The organism is Caballeronia sp. GAWG2-1 (genome assembly GCF_023631405.1).
GTDB lineage: Bacteria > Pseudomonadota > Gammaproteobacteria > Burkholderiales > Burkholderiaceae > Caballeronia.
In genome coordinates, this window is sequence record NZ_JALQDD010000031.1 from 21,132 (window position 1) to 41,575 (window position 20,444).

Below are 20,444 nucleotides of genomic sequence, written 5' to 3' on the forward strand. Positions count from 1 at the left end.
GCTCAACCTCCGCCGTTCGACGCGCCGCTGTCTTTCACCGTCGATCCGAACCGATCTGGAATCTCTTTTTCGAAGGTTTTGAGGTAGCGCGCACGGGCGGCGCTCGCCTCGACACCGAGCATCGGTTCATATGGTGCCGACGCGCTTCCCTGCGCCTGCATGGCAAACCACGCGCTGGCGGCATCTCCGATTCTCGGTTCTTGCTCTTCCGAAAAGACAGCGCCCGCGTTCGTTACCAGCGCAGCGCACATCAAGCTGAATATAAGCCGTTTCATTTTTGAATATCCGCGTTAAACATAAATCCGGACGCACGTGCCAAATCAACGCGCGCCGACATATGTTTTATCGGCTGATTCAAGCCAAAAGACAGGATTTACAACGAGACAAGTCTTTAAAAACGGCTAATCGGTAAAAACGAAGTAAGCGTAAACCATGCGGTCCAAAAATTTCCACAAAAAACCTAATGTCCTCAAGTTGACGGCCGTAATCAAAAATATGAAGTCAGGTTGCGATTCCGCCAGCAGCATGCCGAACTCGATAACCCTTACTTCTACTCACCCGACATACGGGCGAGAGTAATACCAGAGCCTTAGAGAGGCCTGGGCATTAGACGAAGCGTCTGCGCACACACAAACTTCGGATCCGTCAACTGAGAGAGGCGGCTACCGATGCAGACGAAGACTCCCGTGCACCGGGCAGAAGACAGCAAAACGTAGAACCCGAGGATCATCATGACGCACTTCTTCAAGCGCTATCTCAAGGATACGCGCGGCATTACCGCCATTGAATACGGCTTGATCGCCGGCGTACTTGCGCTTGGCATCATGACCGCTGTCGGCGGCCTTGCCGGTCAACTCGAGACCACTTTCAACAGCATCACGGCCAAGCTAGCGACCGTCCATTAAGTCCGGACGTCGTACTCCCGCCATTTCCGTCGGGAAGCGCCTTGCCGTCGATGAACCGCGATCACAAGTCGCGGTGGTCCGTGCACGCCTGTAGCCATTCCGCAGGCCGGCGCGCGTTTATTTACGCGCAATCGAATCTCCGATTTCATCCGCGCGCAAATGACGTGCTTTTAAAAAGCGGCATTCAAACCGGTATTTGCTCGATGCAATTACCACGGATAGCCGTCGAATCAAAAATATATATCTGAGAGAAAAATGAAGACATCCAGTCTCAAAGGCGAAACCATTCGCATGACCGGGGCAGCCGCGGCCGTGGCCCTGCTTCTGGCGTTGAGCGCCTGCGGGGGCTCGGGCTCGGTCAACAAATCGACGGGCGGAGCAGCCAGCCATCCGGCTGCCACCGCTTCGACCGACGGCACGCAGCAGGAGCATCCCACCACCGGCGCACGCGATACCAGCACCGCGTCGAACACCGACGCAAACGCCACGACAATCGAAGCCAGCGCAGGCGGTACTGTCGGCGCGACGGTCAAGACCGGTACGGGCGGGGGTAACGGCGGTGGCGGTAACGGTAACGGCGGTGGTGGTAACGGCGGCGGAGGCGGTGGCGGCGGCAATGGTGGCAACGGCGGCACGCCCACCGTCACGCCGCAGCCGGTCGCGCAAGTGGTCGACAAGGCTAGCAACATCGTGACCGCCGCAGGCGAAACCGTCACCGGTCTCGGCACGGCTGTTGGCGGTGCAAAAGTGCCCGGCCTTTCTGACGGCACCACCAAGAACCTTGGCGGCGTCGTGCAAAACGTGGGCGCGGCGGTCTCGACGCTCGGCGACGGCGTGGGCAATGGCATCGGCTCGCTTGGCTCCAACCCGAACGCAGTCGGCACGACCGTGACGAGCGTCGGCGGCGTGGTGCAAAAACTCGGCGATGCCGTCACGAGCGGCGGAAGCGCCGTCACGGGCCTCGGCAGCGGCCCGCTTGCTCCGCTCGCCGCCATCACGACGCCCGTTGGCGCGCTCACGAGCGGTGTCGGCGGCGTGGTCTCGCAAACCGGCGGCAATCTGACGGCCGCGTTGTCCAGCGCACCTGTCCAGCAACTGACGACGCAAGCGACGACCGCCATCGCTCCGATCACCTCGATGATCGGCACCGCGACGCAGACCGTCGGCACGGCAACCGGTGTCGGCGCACCTGCCGCTGGTCTTTTGACTGCGCTCGGTTCGAACCTCGCCGCGGGCGGCCAGAAGCTGACCGCGAGCTCGAATCCGGTCACGTCCAGCACGGGCACGCTGGTTTCGGCTGTCGGTACGACGGTCGCGACCACGGGCACGCTCGTCGGCGGCAAACCGGCAACGACGCTCGGCACTTCGCTTGGCAACACCGTCACCGGCGTGACGACTGCAACCGGCACCACACCGGTCGCGGGCGTCGTGAGCGGTGTCGTATCCACCGTGGCGGGCACCGTCAACACCGTGACGTCATCGCCTGCGACGACCTCGCTGCTGGCTCCGGTCACGACCGTGGTCAGCACGGTGCTCGCGCCGGTCACAAGCGGCGTAAGAACCGCGCCCGCGACGACGACCGCGCCCGCAGCCGCCGCCACGACCACGACGGCAACTGTCACTGCTGGCGTGGGCGCAACGGCGAGCACGGGTTCGACCAACGGCGGCGTCGTGGGCGGCCTGCTGACGGGCGTCACCACGACGCTCGGCGGCGCGCTCGGCGGCCTGCGTCGCTAAGTCGAAGCAACGAAGCACGAAGCAAGACACGCAGCCTCGCGATCCTGCAAATCACCGCAACTTTGCGAGGCGTGCGTCGCGCGATCAACAGTCAGACGACATACGAAGAGAATCGGAACTGAAATGGGTACCTGGAAAACGACCGCACTCGTGGCCGCACTCGCAATGACGCAGATTGCGCACGCCCAGACACCGGCCGCCGCGCCGCGCTCGAGCGTCGGCAGCAACCCGCTCGACGCTTTACCGCAAGTGAACGCTCCGGCGCGACCGCCCTCGGTCGAAGTCGAAGTCAAGGCGCCGCAACAACAGCTTCAGGAGCTGCTCGCGCGGCACATCACGCCATCGTCGATTCAGATCGAAGGTGTGAAGTCGATTCCCTTCGATGAAGTCGCCAAACGTTTCACGTCGTTCGTGGGCACCGACATCACCATCGGGCAACTGGTGGAAACCGCGAACGGCGTGACCGCGCTCTACAAGGAATGCGGCTACGCACTCTCGTTCGCGTTCGTGCCGGCGCAGACCTTCGAGAAAGGCGTTGTGCGCGTGACGATCGTCGAGGGCTACGTATCGGACATCAAGATCAAGGGCGAGCCCGGCAATCTCGAGAAGCGCATTCGTGCGATCGCAGAGCGCATTGCCGCCGACCGTCCCTTGCGTCAAGCCACTTTCGAGCGCTATATCAACGTGCTCGGCATGATTCCCGGCGCGAAGATCGATGCCACCGTCGCGCCGCCGCAGAACACCAACGGCGCCACGACGATGGAGCTCAACGTCACGCGCAAGCGCTTCAACGTGAGCACGGGTATCGACGTGAATCATCCGGGGCTGCAGGGCATTTTCAGTGCGACGGAGAACGGGCTGCTGGGACTCGGCGAATCGATCACGGCATCCGCGCTCGCACCGAAGGGCCGCAACGATTCGACTTACTACGGCATCAATGCGATGGCGCCCGTCGGTTCCGACGGCTTCGCAATGAAAGTCGATGCCTCGCACTACTACGGCCATCCAGTCGATAACCCCGGCCTGCCTTCGTATATCGAACGCACGGTGGTGAACGACAAGCTCGCGCTGTCGGCGATCTATCCGTTCATTTTGAGCAACTCGAAGAGTCTGCTCGGCACGGCGACCGTGTACGCCACGCATGACGAAGACCGCTTGAAGAACATGATTGTCGCGGGCAATCCGCAACTTACGCAACGTTCGCAAATTCGCGTCGCGCAGTTGTCGCTCGACTACACCGGCATTCAGACAGGCGTCACGCGTCGTGTGAATGTTCAGATAGCGAAGGCATTCGATGTGCTCGGCGCATCGAAGACGGCGGAAAGCAACATCGTCGGCCTGCAACTGCAGAACCCGGTTTCGCTGACCTTCCTGCGCACGGGCGCCACCTACACGCAGACCAACGACTGGCCGTTCAAGATCGGCACGGTGGTCGCCATGACGGGGCAGTTCTCGCCAGATACCTTGCCGACCTCCGAACAGATTTCGTTCGGTGCACAGCGCTTCGCGCTGGGTTATCAACCGGGCGAAGTGTCGGGCGATTCGGGCTGGGGCGCGTCCTTCGAAGTGAACCGGCCGCTGCCACTCGAATGGGCGTATTTGAAATCGCTCACGCCGTATGCATCCGTCGACATGGCGCGCATCTTCCTGCATGGAGGTACGCCGACGCCGCGTCGCTTGTCTTCGGTGGGCATCGGCTTCCGCATTTCGGATGCGAAGCACTACAACATCGACCTCTCGGTGGCGCGTGCCATAGGCGATGCGCCCATCGAAAGTTCATCGCGTAGTCCGCGTGTCAACGCGACATTCTCGTACCAGTTGAATTGAGCGATAAGGCCTGTTTCTAAGGCGTTTATCGCGCTCAAGGACAGGTACTCAGTACCGTTAAGTACTTATGAGCAGTCGAACATAACAGAGCATTGGCGAGCAGAGAACCATGAACGACACCACGATCCGAAACACGCACGACGAATCGACCGCAAGTCGCTTCGTGCCGCGTTTCGCGCGTGATGAAGAAGGCGCCACGGCCCTCGAATTCGCGATCGTGTTTCCGCTCTTCTTTCTCATCTTCTACGCGATCGTCACCTATAGCCTCATCTTCGTCGCGCAGCAGTCGCTCACGCTCTCGGCGGAAGAAGGTGCGCGCGCCGCGTTGCGTTATCAGCGTGGCGCGACCACCGCGGCGCAAGCGCTCGATCTACGCACAGCTGCAACCTGCACCACGGCTAACGGCCTGAAGAACTGGCTCGGCTCTGCATCGACGTGTACGGCAAGCCGCGCGCCGTGTACCTACGACACGACGATGCAATGCGTCGCCGTCGCGCTGTCTTACGACTACGCATCGAATCCGCTCGTACCGACGCTGCCGCTTTTATCGCTAGCGTTGCCGGCGAAACTCACGGCGAACGCGAGCGTGCAACTCAATCCCGACAGCGTGCTTTGAACGCTGACTTTTTTTGAAGAACCGATGTCATGGCCAACGTTTCCCGCATCATTGCAATCGCGCTGTTCGCGCTGGCTGCACTGCTCGGCCTCTATGCCGTCACGTTGACGCGCGCCGCGCCCGCGCCACGCGCGCCACTCGTCATGCCGGCTGGTTCGCCCGCGGTGACGGTGATCGTCGCGGCGCACGATCTCTTGCCCGGCAAGGCGCTCACCGCCGACGATCTCACCATGCAGACGCAAGCCGTTCTGCCCACGGGTGCATTTAGTTCGGCATCCATATTGCTCGGCCGTGTGCCGGTTGTACGCGTTCCGGCTGGCAGCGCGTTGACCGACGGTGTGCTCGCGGGCGGACTCACGGCGGCTATCGAACCGGGCGAGCGCGCAATCGCAATTCGCGTCGACGAATCGAACGCGGTGAACAATCTCGTGAAGCCGGGCGATGCCGTCGATGTCTTCGTCGTGCTCAAGCGCGATTCCTTGACGGACGGAGAAATCCCCGCGAGCCACGCACGCTTGCTGCTTTCGAAAGTGCGCGTGCTCGGCTTTGGCGACAGCGTCATCGCGGGCGATGCGGCCACTAATGCCGCTAACGCCACCAACGCAACGAACCATGCAACGGCCGCGCGTACCGCCGTGCTCGGCGTGCGCGTCGACGACATCGACACGCTCACGCTTGCAGAAAACAGCGGCCGTCTCTTGCTCGCGCTGCGTAACCCCGCCGATACGGCCAGCACGGACTCGCAGGCACGCAATGCATCCGCTCAGTCGCCGATAGCGCGCGCTGCGGCGGGCGTCTCGCTCGCGACACTTTCGGGCGGCACATCGCGCCCTGCGCCACCAGCTTCCGCAATGCTCGCCGGCGCGCCGATGCTCCCGCCGCTTCCCGCCGCGCTCGCAACCGGCGGTGCAGTTGCGTCGCGCAAGGTCGCGTCGGCGAGCGGCATCGAAGTCATTCGCGGCTCGCATAGCGAAACCGTGTCGAACCCCTGATTGGCCATCGAGATCATGTATCAACTTCCTCTTTCCCGCGCCGCGCGTCGTATCGCATTCGCCTGCGCACTCTCGATGCTTGCGGCAACGCCCGCAGAAGCGCGTCATTCGCACGCGTCCTCGAAGAAGCCGAACGCACAGAAGCCGCAGACGACGCCAAACCAGTCGCCCGCGCAAGCCGAAGCCATCAAACTGACCAGCGGCGCACAGAAGCCGCTCATGCTGGGACGCGCGTTGCAACGCGTCGCCGTGGGCGATCCAGCCGTCGCGGACGTGCTCGTGCTGAAGGGCAACGACGGCGTGATGCTGGTCGGCAAAGCGCCCGGCAACACCGACGTCATGCTGTGGGAACAAGGCCGCAAGACGCCGCTCACCTGGCATGTGCAAGTCGAGTCTCAAGCAAGCGCGGCACTCGTCGATGGCGCGACGCCCACCGTCAACGTGCTCGGCAACACGGCGCTCGTGCAAGGCTCGGCCGCGACGATGGAAACGCATGAACGCGCGGTCGCGGCGGCGAAGGCATCGGTGGGCAAGGACGGCGCGGTCGTCGATACCTCCATCGTTGCCACCAAGAGCGTCGTTCAGGTCGATGTCAAAGTGGTCGAGTTCAGCAAGTCGGTGTTGAAGGAAGCGGGCTTCAACCTGTTCTCGCAGAACAACGCTGGCTTCGCGTTCGGTACGTTCGCGCCGAGTTCACTCGGCAGCGCGTCGCGCAATGCGGGCGGCACGCTCGATGTCACGTCCGCCTCGCCCATCGGCGCCGCGTTCAACCTGCTGCTCAATTCGAGTTCGCGTGGTCTGTTCGCCAATCTGAGCCTTCTGGAAAGCAATAATCTCGCGCGCGTGCTCGCGCAACCGACGCTCGTCGCGCTCTCCGGACAAAGCGCCAACTTCCTCGCAGGCGGTGAAATTCCCGTGCCGGTGCCGCAGTCGCTCGGCACCACGACCATCACGTACAAGCCGTATGGCGTGGGTCTCACGTTGACACCGACCGTGCTCGGACCGCATCGCATTGCGCTCAAGGTCGCGCCCGAAGCAAGCCAGCTCGACTTCGCACACGCCATCACGCTGGATGGCGTCTCGGTGCCGGCGCTCACCACGCGCCGCGCCGAAACCACCGTCGAACTCGGCGATGGCGAGAGCTTCGTGATCGGCGGACTCGTGGATCGCGAGACCGCATCGAACGTGAGCAAGGTGCCGCTGCTCGGCGATCTGCCGATCATCGGCACGTTTTTCAAGACTTTGCAGTACTCGCAGACGGATCGCGAACTCGTGATTCTCGTCACGCCGCATCTCGTCACGCCTATCGCGAAGGGCGCAGCCGTGCCGCCGTTGCCGGGCGCGTCCGAGCAACGCGACGGCAACGTGTGGCGCAGCTTCGCGGCAGGCGCGGCATCCGATGACGAAGCACCGGGATTCTCCAAATGACCGCAGCCACGCAAAGCTTCGCGCCTGAAGCCGTATCGGCGGATGAGCGCGCACGCCCTCGACTTCTGTGTGCAAGCGCGCAACCCGGACGCATCGCGCGTCTCGCCGCCGCGCTCGCCACGGTGGGCGAAGTCATGCTCGCCTCGACCGATGCCGCGCAACTCGTGCAAGAGATTGCATCGGCCGCGCCCGCGCTCGTGTTCATCGACTTCGATACGCCCGCGGAAGCCACGATGCTCGTCGCCGAGGTTCATCGCGCGTTTCCATTGCTGCCCGTGATCGCGCTCGGTTCGGAAGCCGTCGGTGAAATCGCGCTTGCCGCAATGCGCGCGGGCGCACGCGATCTGCTCGACATCGAACCGCGCCACGCGACGCCCGAAGCCATGCAGATCGCCGCCTTGCGCGCGCTCGACATGGTGAGCCGCATCATGGCGCAAGCATCGGCAATGAGCGCGCCTGCAAGGCGCGGCAAGCTCACGGTACTGCTCGGCGCACGCACGGGCGCGGGCGTCAGCACGCTCGCGGCAAACCTTTCGGTGCTGCTGCAAAAACGCCTTGGCAAACGCAACCAGGGCGCGGCGCTGCTCGACCTCGGCCTGCCCGCCGCCGACAGCACGCTGCTGCTCGACACGCGCAGCGAACTGCATTTTCACGACGCGGTGCACAACCTGCGCCGCTTCGATGAAACCTTCGTGCATACCGCATTCGCGCGTCACGCGAGCGGCCTTGCGTTGATGACGCTGCCCGCCGATCTCGCCGAGATGCGCACCGTCTCTTATGCGGCCGCGGTCAAAACGCTCGAACGCTTGCGCGCGTTCTTCGATCATCAGGTCGTCGATCTCGGTGGCTTTTCGAATCTCGAATTCGTGAGCCATCTGATCGAAGCGGCCGACACGCTCTGGCTCGTCTGCGATGCCAACATCGCGTCGGCGGTATCGGCGGCGAGTCTTTGCACGGCGCTCGAAAGCGCGCGCGATGCCGAAAGCACGAGTCATCGCAAGCCGGAACTCATCGTCAACAAGCACGATCCGGCCTGCAATCTCGGACCCGAGGCGCTCGCCGCGCGTCTTGGGCTGCCGCTCGTGGCGACGTTGCCCGCGCGTGCGCAAGCACTCGTGCGCGCGGTGAATCAAGGTCAATTGCTCGGCGATACCGCGCCCGCCGATCCCTACGTCCGCGCCGTCGATGCCCTCGCCGCGCAACTCGCGGGAGAGCCCGTGCGCGCGTCGAACGATGTCGCGCCCGCAAGCCTCGCGCGTTTGTCGGCCAGACTTTTCAAGCGAGCCTAAGCGATGATCTCTTCCTTCGATCAGGATGTTGCCTTCGCGAGCGAAGCAGGCCCCGAAACCGTGGCCTTCGCTCACTCGCAACAGTTCCAGGATGTGGCGAGCGCCGCGCACGAGCATCTGCTTACGCGCATCGAGGAATTGGGCGCCGAGTTCGGCCGCTGGTCGCGTCAGGCGATTCAACAGTTCGTCGATACGGAAATGGACAGCTTCGTGCGGCAACGGCGCATACCGCTCAACGAAAGCGAAGTGCGCCTGGTCGCCGCCGCGTTGACTAAAGAGCTCGCAGGTTTCGGCCCGATAGAAGACTTGCTCGCCGATGCCGCCGTGGAAGACATCCTCATCAACGGCTATAGCGACGTGTACGTTTCGCGTCACGGCATGCTCGAAAAAGTGCCCGTGCGTTTCGCGGACAATGCGCATTTGCTGCGTATCGTGCGGCGCATTCTCGCGCCTATCGGCAGACGGCTCGACGAGTCGAACCCGATGGTCGACGCGCGTCTGCCCGATGGCGGCCGCCTGAACGTGATCATCGAACCGTTGTCGATAGACGGACCAGTAATCTCCATCCGCAAGTTTCGCCGCGACCCTTTGCGTCCCGACGATCTGCTAGCCAACGGCACGTTCGATGAAAACATCTCGGCGGTGCTGAAGGCTGCCGTCGAAGCGCGCTGCAATATTTTGGTCTCGGGCGGCACGAGTTCGGGCAAGACATCGCTGCTCAACGCGCTCGCGTTCTTCATTCCGAAGCACGAACGCGTCGTGACTATCGAGGACACGGCCGAGTTGTCGCTCAATCATCCGCATGTGGTGCGGCTCGAAAGCCGTCCGGGCGGCTTCGATGGCGCGGGCGTCGTCGCTATCCGCGATCTCTTGCGCAATACGTTGCGGATGCGGCCGGACCGCATCATCGTGGGCGAAGTGCGCGGCGGCGAAGTGCTCGAAATGCTTCAGGCGATGAACACCGGCCACGATGGCTCGATGGGAACCGTGCACGCGAGTTCGCCGCGCGAGTGTCTTTATCGACTGGAGATGCTTGCGGGTTTTGCCGGCTTTCAGGGCACCGAAGCCAGCTTGCGCCGGCAGATCGCCAATGCCATCGACTTCATCGTGCAAATCGGGCGGCTCTCGAACGGCAAGCGGCGCATTCTCTCGGTGACGGAAGTGACCGGCCTGTCCGACGACATCATCGCGACGCAAGAGCTTTATCACTATGAAGCGGTCACGTCGGCGGATGGCGTCGATACGGACAACTGGGCCTCGCTCGGACTGCAACCGCATTCACCGAAGCTCGCGAAGTTCCGTCAGTCGCTTGCCGCCTTGACGCGCGCCGAAGACTTCCCGCCGCAAGAAGGCCGCTTCAATTTCAGCGGAGGCTTCGGTGTCTAGCGGAGTCGCACTCGTCTGCATGATCGCCGTGCTGTGCGCCGCAAGCGGCATGCTGCTGTGGATGCGCGGCTTGCAAAAACGCGACGCACGCCTCGCGCAGCATTTCTTCACGCGTCAGATGCAAACGGCAGGTACGCAGACACCGTTGCCGCCGCTTTCCGCGCGCGTGGCGCAAGCGCAGCATCGGCAAGCGGGTGAAGCCGTCGCGCCGCGCAGCGACGTTCATCGCGCGATAGAGCGCGTCATGGGCGAACTCGGCGCGCTCTTTCACCGCGCAAGCGTGCGCAAGCCGCGCGCGGCGCTCACCATGTGGGCGGCGTTCACTGGCGTGGCGGCGCTCGTATGCTGGACGCGTATCGGCATGGTGATGGCGCTCGTTGCCATCGCGATGTCGGCGGTCGGCTTCTACGCGATCCTCACGTGGCGCGCGCAGAAACGCAATCAGCGCATCGTGCGCCAGTTGCCTTCGTTTCTCGAAGGCATCGTGCGGCTCGTGACCATCGGCAATAGCGTTCCGGCGGCCTTTCAGGGCGCGGCCGCATCCGCCGACGATCCATTGCGCGAGTGCCTCGAACAGGTCATGCCGCGTCTGAAGGGCGGCGCGGATATCGATCAGGCGTTGACGGCCGTCGCGCGCATGTATCGCGTGGAGCAGTTCGAACTGATCGGCTCGGTGTTGCGCATCTCGGTCAAATTCGGTGGCCGCTCGGACGTAATGCTCGAACGCATGGCCGCGTTCATGCGCGATCTCGAACAGGCGGATCGTGAACTCGTCGCGCTATCCACCGAGACGCGGCTTTCGTCGTGGGTACTCGGCTCGCTGCCGGTCGGACTCGGCGCCGCGATCATCCTGCTGAACCCCGCCTATTTCGATGCAATGTGGACGGACGTGCTCGGCAAGAAGCTCGTCTACGGCGCGTTCGCTCTGCAGACGCTCGGCGCGTTCCTGCTGTATCGCCTCGCGCGTCTGCGCGATTGAAACAACACATGGACAACAGCATCGTGCCCGCTCAATTCGTTATCGCGCTTGCCGCCGTCGCCGCCGCACTCGGTTGCGTGCTTATCGGCGTGAACGCGTTCTCGCGGACCTTACGCTCGCGCCGCGCGTCCGGCGTGCTCGAACGCGCGCTCGACCGTCAGAGTGCGCCCGTGCAAAAAGACGACGCAAATCGGCGACCATTTCCGCGCTTTTTCTCGCTCACGGGAATGGCTCATGTCGTCGGCTCGAAGTGGCTTGAATCGCGGCTCGGACGGATGATCGTCGCCGACGAAGACCGCCGCCTGCTCGACCGCTGCGGCCATACCGATGCAAGCTCCCGCGCCCGTTTTCTCGCCGCGCGGCTCGTTGCATCGATCGTGCTACCGGCCTTCGTCGTGTTCGCATCGCACGGCAATGTGCACGGCTCGCGCTTCATGCTGACGTGCTTCGCCGCGCTCCTCGTAGGCTTCATGGCGCCGAAGTGGTATGTGAAGCGCAAGGCAACGAAGCGGCAACGGTCGATCATCGGTGAATTGCCAATGTTCGTCGACCTGTTGCGCATCCTTCAGGGCGTGGGACTTTCGCTCGATCAGAGCATCTCGGTCATCGTCAGCGACTTTGCCAAGGTGATGCCGATTCTCACGCAGGAACTCGCGCTCGCGCAACGGCAATACGCGACGGGCCGCACGCGTGAGCAGGCCATGAAACGCCTTGCCACGAGCTACGAAAGCGACGATCTCGCCGCCGTGCTGCGCCTCATGATTCAAATCGAACAGCATGGCGGCGCGGTGCAGGAACCGCTGCGGCAATTCGGCGACCGGCTGCGCGAAATGCGCCGCACGGGCCTGCGCGAACGCATCGGCAAATTGACCGTGAAGATGACGGGCGTGATGGTGCTGACGCTCTTGCCCGCGCTTCTCATCATGACGGCGGGGCCGGGCTTCATCGCCGTATTCCATTCGCTGGCCGGCTTACACAGGTAACGCGGCCAACCTTTTCAACGAGATCAGACATGAACTTCACGACCCACGCGCGCATCGGCGCCATTCTTCTCTGTGCCTTGCTTGGCGCATGCGCCTCGAAGCAGGATCGCGGCTATGGTCTCGGCGCGCAGGCCGAGCACGAAGCAACGCTCGAACGCACGAACCGTGAGAGCGCGTTGCCCGACACGCCTGGTATGTATCTGGCGTTGATCGACAAGATGCAGAGCGAAGGGATGTTCTATGCATCGCTCGCGCATATCGACGCTTACGAGAAGCGCTTCAACCGCTCCGCCGATTCCACCTTGCGCCGCGCCGATGCATTGCGGCAGACGGGACAAGCGGCCGCGAGCCGCACCGCGTACGAAGCGCTTTTGTCGACGCCGCTCGCCGCGCGTGGCTATCGTGGACTGGGCTTGCTGTCGGGTCAGTCAGGCGATTTCGACGCGGCCGCCGCGCAATTCGCGCACGCCTCCGATCTCGCCCCGACCGATGCGCCGATTCTTTCCGATCTCGGTTATGCACTGCTGCGTGCAGGCGATGTGGAGGGCGCGCGCGTGCCGCTGATGAAGGCGTCCGAACTCGCGCCGAACAGCACGAAGACCATGAGCAATGTGGCGTTGTATCTGCTCGCGAGCGGTCAGGCCGCGAATGCGCAGAGCCTGATGACGCAGCAGAAGTTTTCGCCGAACGCGCAGCAGGCTATTGCCGACGATGCAAAACGCGTCGCGGATGCGGCGCGCTCGCATCGCCCGGCAAGCATGGCCAGCGCAGCGCTGTGAGGAACTACGCCGCGGCGCTGACGGCCGCCACGCGCCGCGCCGCGAGTTCGGCTTCGGCCGATATGGGCGCGAAGCGAAAGCCGTTGCGGCCCTTGCGCTTGGCTTCGTACATGGCGCGGTCGGCTTCCGCGAGCATCGTTTCCGTGGATGTCGCATAACCCGCCGCGCACATCGCGATACCCACGCTCGTGCCGAGCTGCGCCTCGCGCTGACCCAGATCGAACGTCTTGCCGATAGCGCGGCAGATATCCTGCGCGATACGGCTGCAAGCACTCGCCGATGCAATGTCGCGCGCCAGCAAGACAAACTCGTCGCCCGCGAGGCGGCAGACCAGATCGGTCGCGCGCGTCGCTTTCTTCAGGCGGTGCGCGACTTGTCTCAGCAAGGCATCGCCCGCGTCGTGACCGTACTGGTCGTTGATGGCTTTGAAACCGTCGAGGTCCATGAAGAAGAGCGCAAACGGAATTTCTTCATCGCGCGCGGAGTGCACCGCCAGCGACAGCTGCTCTTGTAACGCGCGGCGGTTCGGCAGGCCGGTCAATGCATCGAGCATGATTTCCGAATGCATTTGATTCTCGCGCTGCTTGCGCTCCGTGATGTCCTGCGACATCACATAGAAGCCGACCACCTTGCCGCGCTCCATGTCGGGAATATAAGTCGCGCTCCACACACGTCCGGATTCCACGTTGTAGACGATATCCTCATGCGTCACGCGCTCGCCTGCCAGCACGCGCTGGAACAGCGGATAACTGCGCTCGAAAACTTCATCGCCCACGGTCTCGCGAACAGACTTGCCGCGCAGCGCCATGGGATCGAAGCCGAATACATCGCGATACACCTCGTTGTTGAAGCGGTAGCAGAGATTCGCATCGACGTGAGCGATCAGAATCGGCAGGTTGTCCGTGATCGTCTGCAACGCCATGCGGCTGCTCGTCAGTTCGCAGGTGCGTTCGAGTACGCGGCGTTCGAGTTCCTGCTGATAGTCGCGCAAAAGCTGCTCGCTATGTTTGCGGCTCGTGATGTCCTGCATGACACTCACGAAGTGGCTCGGCGTGCCGTCGTGATCGCGCAATAGCGCGACGCTCAGGTGAATCCACACGGTGCCGCCATCTCGTTTGCGATAGCGTTTTTCAAGCGAATACGTTTGACGCGCACCACTCAGCAGTTCCGCGACGAGTTGCAAGTCGGCGGCAAGATCCGCTTCTTCCGTGATCTCCTGGAAGGTCATGTGCACGAGTTCGCTCGCGCTGTAGCCGGTGATCTCGCACAGCTTCGGATTCACTTCGATGAAGCGCCCGTCGAGATCGACGATAGCCTTGCCCGTCGGCGTCTGCTGGAAGATCGTATGGAAGCGCGTTTCCGAAAGCCTCAAACGGCGGCGGTCGTTCTCCTGGACTTCGCGCGTATCGCGGGCCGCTTCGCGTTGCACGAGTTCGCGCTCGACTGTCGCCGCCAGATCGCACAGCGCGGCACGCAGATTGGCCGACAACGTGCGCGGCTTCGTATCGATAGCGCAGAGTGTGCCGAGCACGAGACCTTCGGCCGAACGCAGCGGCACGCCCGCATAAAAGCGCACGAAGGGCTCGCCCGTGACGAGCGGATTGCTCGCGAAGCGTTCATCCGCGAGGGCATCATCGACGACGAGAAGCGCCTCGGAATGCACCGCATGCGAGCAGAACGATACGTCGCGCGCGGTTTCGCACACGTCGAGCCCTACTCGCGACTTGAACCACTGCCGGTGTTCATCGACGAGCGACACCAGCACGATAGGCACCTGCAACAACTCCGCGACGACGCGCGTAATGCGGTCGAATACTTCTTCTGGCGGCGTATCGAGCACGTCGATACTCCGCAATAATCGCAGCCTCTTTTTTTCGTTCGCGGGCAGCGGCGCTACATGCCATGTATTCACGATCGGTCGAATGCTCGTTACGGTTGCGATGAACCGTTGCGCTGTCTGGCGACGCAACGGGGGTTTCTTGCATCGCACTCTAACGTTCTCGAATGAAAACCAATTCGCCGATTAGGGGCTTTTTCACGCCGTTTATCCGGCGCTTCGTGGAGTTCAAACGTCGACGATCACCGCGTCGGGCCACATCAGCAGCTCGAATTGCGCGGGCGGCACGGGCTCCGAATACAGGAAACCTTGCGCGAAATCGCAGCCCACGGCCGCGAGGAAATCGCGTTGCTCGATCGTCTCCACGCCTTCGGCAATCACCTTCAGGCCGAGCTTGTGCGCGAGTCCGACCATCGCTTCGCAAAGCGCCTGGTTGTCGCGGTCGGAATCGAGGTTGTGCACGAACGAGCGGTCGATCTTCAGATAATCGATATCGAAGCGCGTCAGATAAGCCAGCGATGAATAGCCGGTGCCGAAGTCGTCGATGGAAATGCGGATGCCCGCATCGCGGAAAGCCAGCAGCTTTTCGTCGATGTTTGCTTCGGCATGCAGCAACAGACCTTCGGTGATCTCCACCGCGACGCTTTGCGCGGACATGCCGTGGCGGGCGAGATAGTCGGACCACTCCGTGCAAATCTGGCTGTCGTGCCGAATCTGCACCGGCGACATGTTGATACTGATCTGGAAGTCTTGATGAAAGCGCTCGCGCCAGTCGCGCGCCTGATGCGCCGCCTGCCTGAACACCCAGTCGCCGATGGGCACGATCAGCCCCGTATCCTCGGCAAGCGGAATGAACTCCAGCGGGCTGATGGTGCCGCGTTCCGGATGCAGCCAGCGAATCAGCGCCTCGGCCTTATGAATTTCCCCGGTCGCGAGATCGACGATCGGTTGATAGTAGACGCGGAATTGCTCTTCGGCCAAGGCGGTGCGCAGATCGCTCGTAAGCCGCAGGCGCTTTTCCGCCGCCACTTGCAGGTCGGGCGTGAAGTAGCTGAAGCGATTGCGCCCGGCGTTCTTGGCCGCGTACATCGCCTGATCGGCATTTTTGAAGAGCACGTCGAGTTCGCCCGCATCGTCCGGATAAAACGTCACACCCACGCTTGCGGAAATGAACGCCTCGTCGGGACCGAGCGTGAACGGCTCCGCCAAGGTGTCGATGATCGTGCGCGCCATCTCTTCGATGCTTTCGCTGTCCTCATCCACGTTCGGCACGATCACCGTGAATTCGTCGCCGCCTAGACGGGCGACCGTATCGGTGCCGCGCACGCAGGACGTGATGCGGCGCGCGGCTTCGATCAGCAGGACATCGCCCGTGTCGTGACCAAGCGAGTCGTTCACTTCCTTGAAGCGGTCGAGGTCGATCAACATCAGCGCCATGCGCCGCCCCGACAGACGCGACATGCGCGCTTCGTATTCCAGCCGGCTCAGGAACATCTGCCGGTTTGGAAGATGCGTGAGCGCATCGAAGTTGGCCTGCTTCCAGATGGTCGCTTCGAAAGCCACGCGCTCGGAGATATCGCGGCCCACCACGAGCACGGAGATTACCTTGCCCGACCAGTCGATTTCCGGCGTCAGGCGAAAGTGCGTGCACTGCTCCTCGCCGTCGCTCGTCACCGCGCGCAGTTCGAATTGCGCGCTTCGTGCGCTCGCAATCACTTCGCGTACGCGTTCCTCGTAGAGTTGCGCGTTCGGACCGCCCGGAATTTCGGAAGGCCGCCTGCCGAGCAGTTCGCCAGGATTGCGCCCGGTCCACGCACAGAACGCCGGATTGGCATAGATACGCCTCAGATTGCGGTCGTATCGCGTGATCGTGTCCGGCGAGTTCGTGATGAGCGTGCGCGATTCCTGTTCGCGCGTCACCAGTTCCGCCGTGCGTTCGATGACAGCCTGTTCGAGCGTCGTGTTGATCTCGTTGATCTTCTGGATCTTCTGCTTGATCGCTTCGCGCATTTTCTCGAAGCGTTGCGCGAGCCGGCCGAGTTCGTCTTTCGCGTCGTCCGTATGGTCTTGCGAAGGCGCGCCTGCGTCGGTGCCGGCATCGTTCATCTTGCGCACGAGGTCCTTGAGCGGCGCCGAGATGCTGTAAGAGATGAAGTACGCGAGGATGATCGAAAGCAGAAAGCCCGAGATACCGACCAGCATGATCTGGTTGCGCACGGACTGCACTTGCGCGGTCAGTTTCTCCTCGGGAATGGTGCTGACCACGAACCAGTTGGTGCCGGGAATGCGCGTGTAAGCCGCGAAATAGCGGTCCTGCCGCGAGCCTTCGAAGGGCACGAAGCCGTTCGGCTGCGCGCCATCCCGCGTGTGCGCGATCTTCTCGACGAGGTCTTTCGCGGCGGATGCATCGGTGCTCGCGCCGCCTTCCGCGCGGACGATCACCTTGTTGTTGCCGGCATCGAGTACATAGATTTCGGTCTTGTTGCCGAGCGCGACGTCGGAGAAGATCGTCGAGAAATGCTCGGGGCGAATCACCAGCACGAGATTCCCGATTTGCCGATTGTTGTTCTTGCCAAAGATCGCGCGCACCATGCCGAGATTTTGCTGGCCGACGCCGTCGTCATAACTGCCCCAATAAGGGCGTCCGTTACGATCGGGCACCTGAGCGACTAGACGCGTGACGCCGCGCGACAATTGCGCGAACGCCTGTGTATCCATGATGCGGTTATGCTGATCCAGCAAATACTTCTGGTTGATATAACCGAGCGAACCATAGTGATCCAGCAAGAGGCGCGTCATGTCCTGCCGCGCTTCGCTGCGTTCCTTTGCGCTGCCATTCGCAGCCTTGGTCAATGCACCCTGCACGCGATCCGACAACACGAGCAATGCACTTTCCGTTTCCAGTTGCTCCATGCGCAGCGCGATATTGCGCGATACCTGCTTCACCACTTCCTTCGAAAACATCTCCGCATTCTGTTTGATCGCGGCCGTCGATTCCACGTAGGAGATATAGCCCGAAATCAGAATGGGCAGCAGCGCAACCAGAATGAATGCCGCGATCAGGCGATAGCGAATCTCGACGCGTCTCAGAAGATCTAGAGACAGCAATTCGAACGCGCGTCGTAGCGAACCGAGGATTGAGCTCATTTGTAATGCATCTTTGCTTCGTTCTTGACTGACTCATCCAGGAGGCGCGCGGCCTGCCGGGGCGTGATCTTTCCGAGCAGCACATCCTGCATCAGACGATGCAGCCGCTCGATCGAATTGGACGGCAGCACCGAATAATACGGGCTGGATGTCACGGGGTAATGACTGACCATGACGGTGTATTCGGCAATTTTCGGATCGCTCAGACTGGCGTCCGACGCCTGCGTGAATGGCGCGATATTGCGGCGTTTTCTCTGCATCACCGAAAAGCCCCTGCCCGCGATGAAATCCAGGAAACGCGTGGCAGCCGCTTTATTCGCCGTTTCGCAAACCGCGAAGCCCGTCTCGCTGCCGACGACCGGCACCGCTTCCTTGCCCGGCGCATTCCACGGCGGCACGAAAACGCCGACTTCAAAAGGATTGCCGTGCAGCAAAAGACCGGCGGCCCAGCTTCCATGAAACGCCATCGCGACTTCGCCGTCCTTGAATAGACGGATGCCTTCGTCGTAATCGGTTGCCATATAACCGTCCTGCACGTAGTGACGCGCGGGCAATAAAAGAATCTTCGAGAAGATATCGGCGACTTCGGGCGTATTCAGATCGAGCGTACCGTCCGCGATTCTCGCTTTCCATGCCGGATCGCGGGCTACGACGTTATCCGCGAAGCCGGAGCCGAAAGGACCATTACCGAGCATGTTCGGAAAACCGCCGTTCCACATGATCGGTGTGAATCCCGCGCGTTTGAGTTGCGCGCAGGCGGCGAGAAACTCGCGGAAATTTGTCGGCGGCTGTTTTATGCCGGCGAGTGCAAACATCGCCTCGTTGTAATAGATGAGCGTCGTCGCCACGCCGCCGGATATGCCGAAGTGCCGGCCTTGACGGCTTGTCCAATCGCTCTTGAGCGGCGTGAGCATGGCTTTCCAAGCCGCCGTATTTCCAACATCCGCGAGAATGCCTTGATCGGCCAGTTCGGCGGCGTAAGCGTTTGGATTGACGCTCACGAAATCCGGCAGATTGCCCGATGCCACGCGCGGCTTGATATTTTCTTCAACGGAATTGCCGATCATGAACTGCACGTTCACGCGGATATCCGGATTCAACTTGCTGAATTGCGCCGCGATCTGGAGCATTTCTTCCGTCCAGTCGGGAGCCCAGACGAGCGCGGAGATCGTCGTGACCTCGTGCGCGGCCGCCGCGTTATTCGCGGAATCAGCGGACGTGGCGCGGTCGTCCTGACGGCAGCCCGCGAAGGACAGCAGTATCAGGCTCAAGAAACCCGCCAGCAGGGAAGCAAGCCCGATTCGTCGCACTTGCGCTTCGCTCGTTGTGTTTGTGTTGTTGTTGGACCGGATCGGCTGCGGTGTTGCGACGCAATTTGCCGATGCAGCACCAGCACTGCTTATCGGCAAACAATTTCAGTTCTTTAGTGACAACGCGCCGCTATTGCGCGACAGCGATGCTCGTTGACTTCAGGCCGCGGACGCCTGGTTGCTCTCGGGCGTGGACGATGCGGCGCCGTTTTGCGGATCGAGCGCGCCAGTCGGTTTGCTCGCGGCCGATTTCTTTCGCGGTACCGCGACGCGCTTTGTCGCGGTCGGCGCCTTGCGTGCCGTCTTGCTTGCCGCGTTGGCTTTGGTTTTCTTTGCCGCTGTTTTCTTTGCCGCTGTTTTCTTTACGGCGGTTTTTTTAACAGCCGCTTTCTTTGCTGCGGTTTTCTTGACGGCCGCTTTCTTTTCCACGGCTTTTTTAGCAGTCTTAGCCGCTTTGCCGATTAGATAAACAGAACGATCGCTTGCGCTTGCGATCCAGCCAGGTGCGCGGCCATGTCCGGTCCAAGTCGCGCCGCTCTCGGGATCTCTATATTGCGCGACGCCTGCGTTTTTGCTGGAAGCGCGCTTTTTGGCGCCCGTCTTGACGACACTGCTCGCTAAAGCCTCGCTTTTATCGATCAGAAATTTGCTGCGATTCTTCACGCTCGCAATCCATTTCGGCGGTCTTGCGCGGCCGCTCCATGTTTCGCCGGTTTTCGGATTGCGATATTTGACCGCGACTTTGCTATTGACAGCCGACCCGGATTGATCGCTCGTGTCCTTCGATGCGAGCGCCGTGCCCTGTCTGCGTTTGCGCGCGGCGTTTTCAATGTCGGATGTAGTGAGCCCATGCTCGAGCATGAGATTGCGAATCTGGTCGACCACCTTCTGCGCCTGCTTTGCGATGATGGCATCGGCCTGCTTTTGCAGCTTTTGTATTCTCGATTGAATCTGCTTGATGGTCGTCATGGCGCAGTTCCTTTGGAATGTTTGTGCTGAACTATGCCATCAAATCGGGACGCATAAAAGCTCGCTTCATAAAGTCCAAGACGCGGCGCCGGACTTTAAGCTTGCCCGTCACGCATATAAAGATTCGCTTACGTGAATGTTGCGCGAACCAAAGCGTGTTTTCGCTAAAGAGGACGAAGCATTTTTAGCGCGCACTCGTGGACGACGCGCCTCGCAAGGCTTACCGCCTGATAAAACGGTTGCCACTATTTCTTCTTACG

Annotated in this window: 16 protein-coding genes; 11 read left to right on the forward strand and 5 right to left on the reverse strand. The window is 61.8% G+C overall.

The annotated features are described in order from the left end of the window. Positions 1-2: 2 nt before the first annotated feature. Positions 3-251 carry a DUF3613 domain-containing protein gene (locus NCR98_RS20455; protein WP_250527099.1) on the reverse strand — a complete coding sequence of 83 codons (249 nt, stop codon included), beginning with the start codon at positions 249-251 and terminating at the stop codon, positions 3-5. 480 nt (positions 252-731) lie between these two features. Here NCR98_RS20455 and NCR98_RS20460 point away from each other — a divergent pair, with 480 nt between their 5' ends. The 11 genes from NCR98_RS20460 (at position 732) to NCR98_RS20510 (ending at position 12,921) form a co-directional block, all read left to right on the forward strand. Beyond that, positions 732-905, forward strand: coding sequence for a Flp family type IVb pilin (locus NCR98_RS20460; RefSeq protein ID WP_244831914.1), 174 nt, complete (start codon positions 732-734; stop codon positions 903-905). Between the two features lie 255 nt (positions 906-1,160). Beyond that, positions 1,161-2,642 (forward strand): collagen-like triple helix repeat-containing protein, encoded by a 1,482-nt coding sequence (locus NCR98_RS20465; RefSeq protein WP_250527100.1) that lies wholly within the window; start codon positions 1,161-1,163, stop codon positions 2,640-2,642. A 111-nt stretch (positions 2,643-2,753) separates the two neighbouring features. Continuing rightward, positions 2,754-4,469 (forward strand): ShlB/FhaC/HecB family hemolysin secretion/activation protein, encoded by a 1,716-nt coding sequence (locus NCR98_RS20470; protein WP_502799787.1) that lies wholly within the window; start codon positions 2,754-2,756, stop codon positions 4,467-4,469. A 109-nt stretch (positions 4,470-4,578) separates the two neighbouring features. After that, complete coding sequence (locus tag NCR98_RS20475) at positions 4,579-5,085, forward strand: TadE/TadG family type IV pilus assembly protein (RefSeq protein WP_244831917.1); 507 nt, start codon at positions 4,579-4,581, stop codon at positions 5,083-5,085. A 29-nt stretch (positions 5,086-5,114) separates the two neighbouring features. Beyond that, a complete protein-coding gene (cpaB, locus tag NCR98_RS20480; RefSeq protein ID WP_250527102.1) occupies positions 5,115-6,077 on the forward strand; it encodes a Flp pilus assembly protein CpaB in 963 nt (320 codons plus the stop codon). A gap of 15 nt (positions 6,078-6,092) precedes the next feature. After that, positions 6,093-7,505, forward strand: coding sequence for a type II and III secretion system protein family protein (locus tag NCR98_RS20485; RefSeq protein ID WP_250511403.1), 1,413 nt, complete (start codon positions 6,093-6,095; stop codon positions 7,503-7,505). After that, positions 7,502-8,794, forward strand: coding sequence for a CpaE/TadZ family protein (locus tag NCR98_RS20490; protein ID WP_250527103.1), 1,293 nt, complete (start codon positions 7,502-7,504; stop codon positions 8,792-8,794). The genes NCR98_RS20485 and NCR98_RS20490 overlap by 4 nt, the downstream gene beginning before the upstream one ends. A gap of 3 nt (positions 8,795-8,797) precedes the next feature. After that, the gene (locus tag NCR98_RS20495) at positions 8,798-10,180 is read left to right on the forward strand and encodes a TadA family conjugal transfer-associated ATPase (protein ID WP_250467769.1); all 1,383 of its coding nucleotides are present in this window, start codon (positions 8,798-8,800) and stop codon (positions 10,178-10,180) included. Beyond that, positions 10,173-11,159, forward strand: a complete 987-nt coding sequence (locus tag NCR98_RS20500) for a type II secretion system F family protein (protein ID WP_250527104.1) — start codon at positions 10,173-10,175, stop codon at positions 11,157-11,159. Before NCR98_RS20495 ends, NCR98_RS20500 begins: the two co-directional genes overlap by 8 nt. Positions 11,160-11,167: 8 nt before the next feature. Next, entirely contained in the window at positions 11,168-12,142 is a 975-nt protein-coding gene (locus tag NCR98_RS20505; protein WP_244831923.1) for a type II secretion system F family protein, read from the forward strand. A gap of 29 nt (positions 12,143-12,171) precedes the next feature. Further along, positions 12,172-12,921: a tetratricopeptide repeat protein gene (locus NCR98_RS20510; protein WP_244831924.1), complete on the forward strand. Its 750-nt coding sequence runs from the start codon at positions 12,172-12,174 to the stop codon at positions 12,919-12,921. A 4-nt stretch (positions 12,922-12,925) separates the two neighbouring features. Here the strand turns inward: NCR98_RS20510 and NCR98_RS20515 are convergent, their stop codons facing one another. The 4 genes from NCR98_RS20515 to NCR98_RS20530 form a co-directional block, all read right to left on the reverse strand. Beyond that, entirely contained in the window at positions 12,926-14,761 is a 1,836-nt protein-coding gene (locus NCR98_RS20515; protein WP_250467771.1) for a diguanylate cyclase domain-containing protein, read from the reverse strand. A gap of 225 nt (positions 14,762-14,986) precedes the next feature. Continuing rightward, entirely contained in the window at positions 14,987-17,905 is a 2,919-nt protein-coding gene (locus tag NCR98_RS20520) for a bifunctional diguanylate cyclase/phosphodiesterase (RefSeq protein WP_250527105.1), read from the reverse strand. Further along, positions 17,902-19,176 (reverse strand): extracellular solute-binding protein, encoded by a 1,275-nt coding sequence (locus tag NCR98_RS20525; RefSeq protein WP_284503893.1) that lies wholly within the window; start codon positions 19,174-19,176, stop codon positions 17,902-17,904. The genes NCR98_RS20520 and NCR98_RS20525 overlap by 4 nt, the downstream gene beginning before the upstream one ends. A gap of 198 nt (positions 19,177-19,374) precedes the next feature. Next, a complete protein-coding gene (locus NCR98_RS20530; protein ID WP_250527107.1) occupies positions 19,375-20,184 on the reverse strand; it encodes an H-NS family nucleoid-associated regulatory protein in 810 nt (269 codons plus the stop codon). Positions 20,185-20,444: the final 260 nt, after the last annotated feature.

Bases quoted from the DNA above. Each gene is read 5' to 3' on its own strand.
- NCR98_RS20455 (WP_250527099.1), bottom strand. From the start codon at position 251: ATGTGCGCTGCGCTGGTAACGAACGCGGGCGCTGTCTTTTCGGAAGAG.
- NCR98_RS20460 (WP_244831914.1), top strand. From the start codon at position 732: ATGACGCACTTCTTCAAGCGCTATCTCAAGGATACGCGCGGCATTACC.
- NCR98_RS20465 (WP_250527100.1), top strand. From the start codon at position 1,161: ATGAAGACATCCAGTCTCAAAGGCGAAACCATTCGCATGACCGGGGCA.
- NCR98_RS20475 (WP_244831917.1), top strand. From the start codon at position 4,579: ATGAACGACACCACGATCCGAAACACGCACGACGAATCGACCGCAAGT.
- cpaB (WP_250527102.1), top strand. From the start codon at position 5,115: ATGGCCAACGTTTCCCGCATCATTGCAATCGCGCTGTTCGCGCTGGCT.
- NCR98_RS20485 (WP_250511403.1), top strand. From the start codon at position 6,093: ATGTATCAACTTCCTCTTTCCCGCGCCGCGCGTCGTATCGCATTCGCC.
- NCR98_RS20490 (WP_250527103.1), top strand. From the start codon at position 7,502: ATGACCGCAGCCACGCAAAGCTTCGCGCCTGAAGCCGTATCGGCGGAT.
- NCR98_RS20495 (WP_250467769.1), top strand. From the start codon at position 8,798: ATGATCTCTTCCTTCGATCAGGATGTTGCCTTCGCGAGCGAAGCAGGC.
- NCR98_RS20505 (WP_244831923.1), top strand. From the start codon at position 11,168: ATGGACAACAGCATCGTGCCCGCTCAATTCGTTATCGCGCTTGCCGCC.
- NCR98_RS20510 (WP_244831924.1), top strand. From the start codon at position 12,172: ATGAACTTCACGACCCACGCGCGCATCGGCGCCATTCTTCTCTGTGCC.
- NCR98_RS20520 (WP_250527105.1), bottom strand. From the start codon at position 17,905: ATGAGCTCAATCCTCGGTTCGCTACGACGCGCGTTCGAATTGCTGTCT.
- NCR98_RS20530 (WP_250527107.1), bottom strand. From the start codon at position 20,184: ATGACGACCATCAAGCAGATTCAATCGAGAATACAAAAGCTGCAAAAG.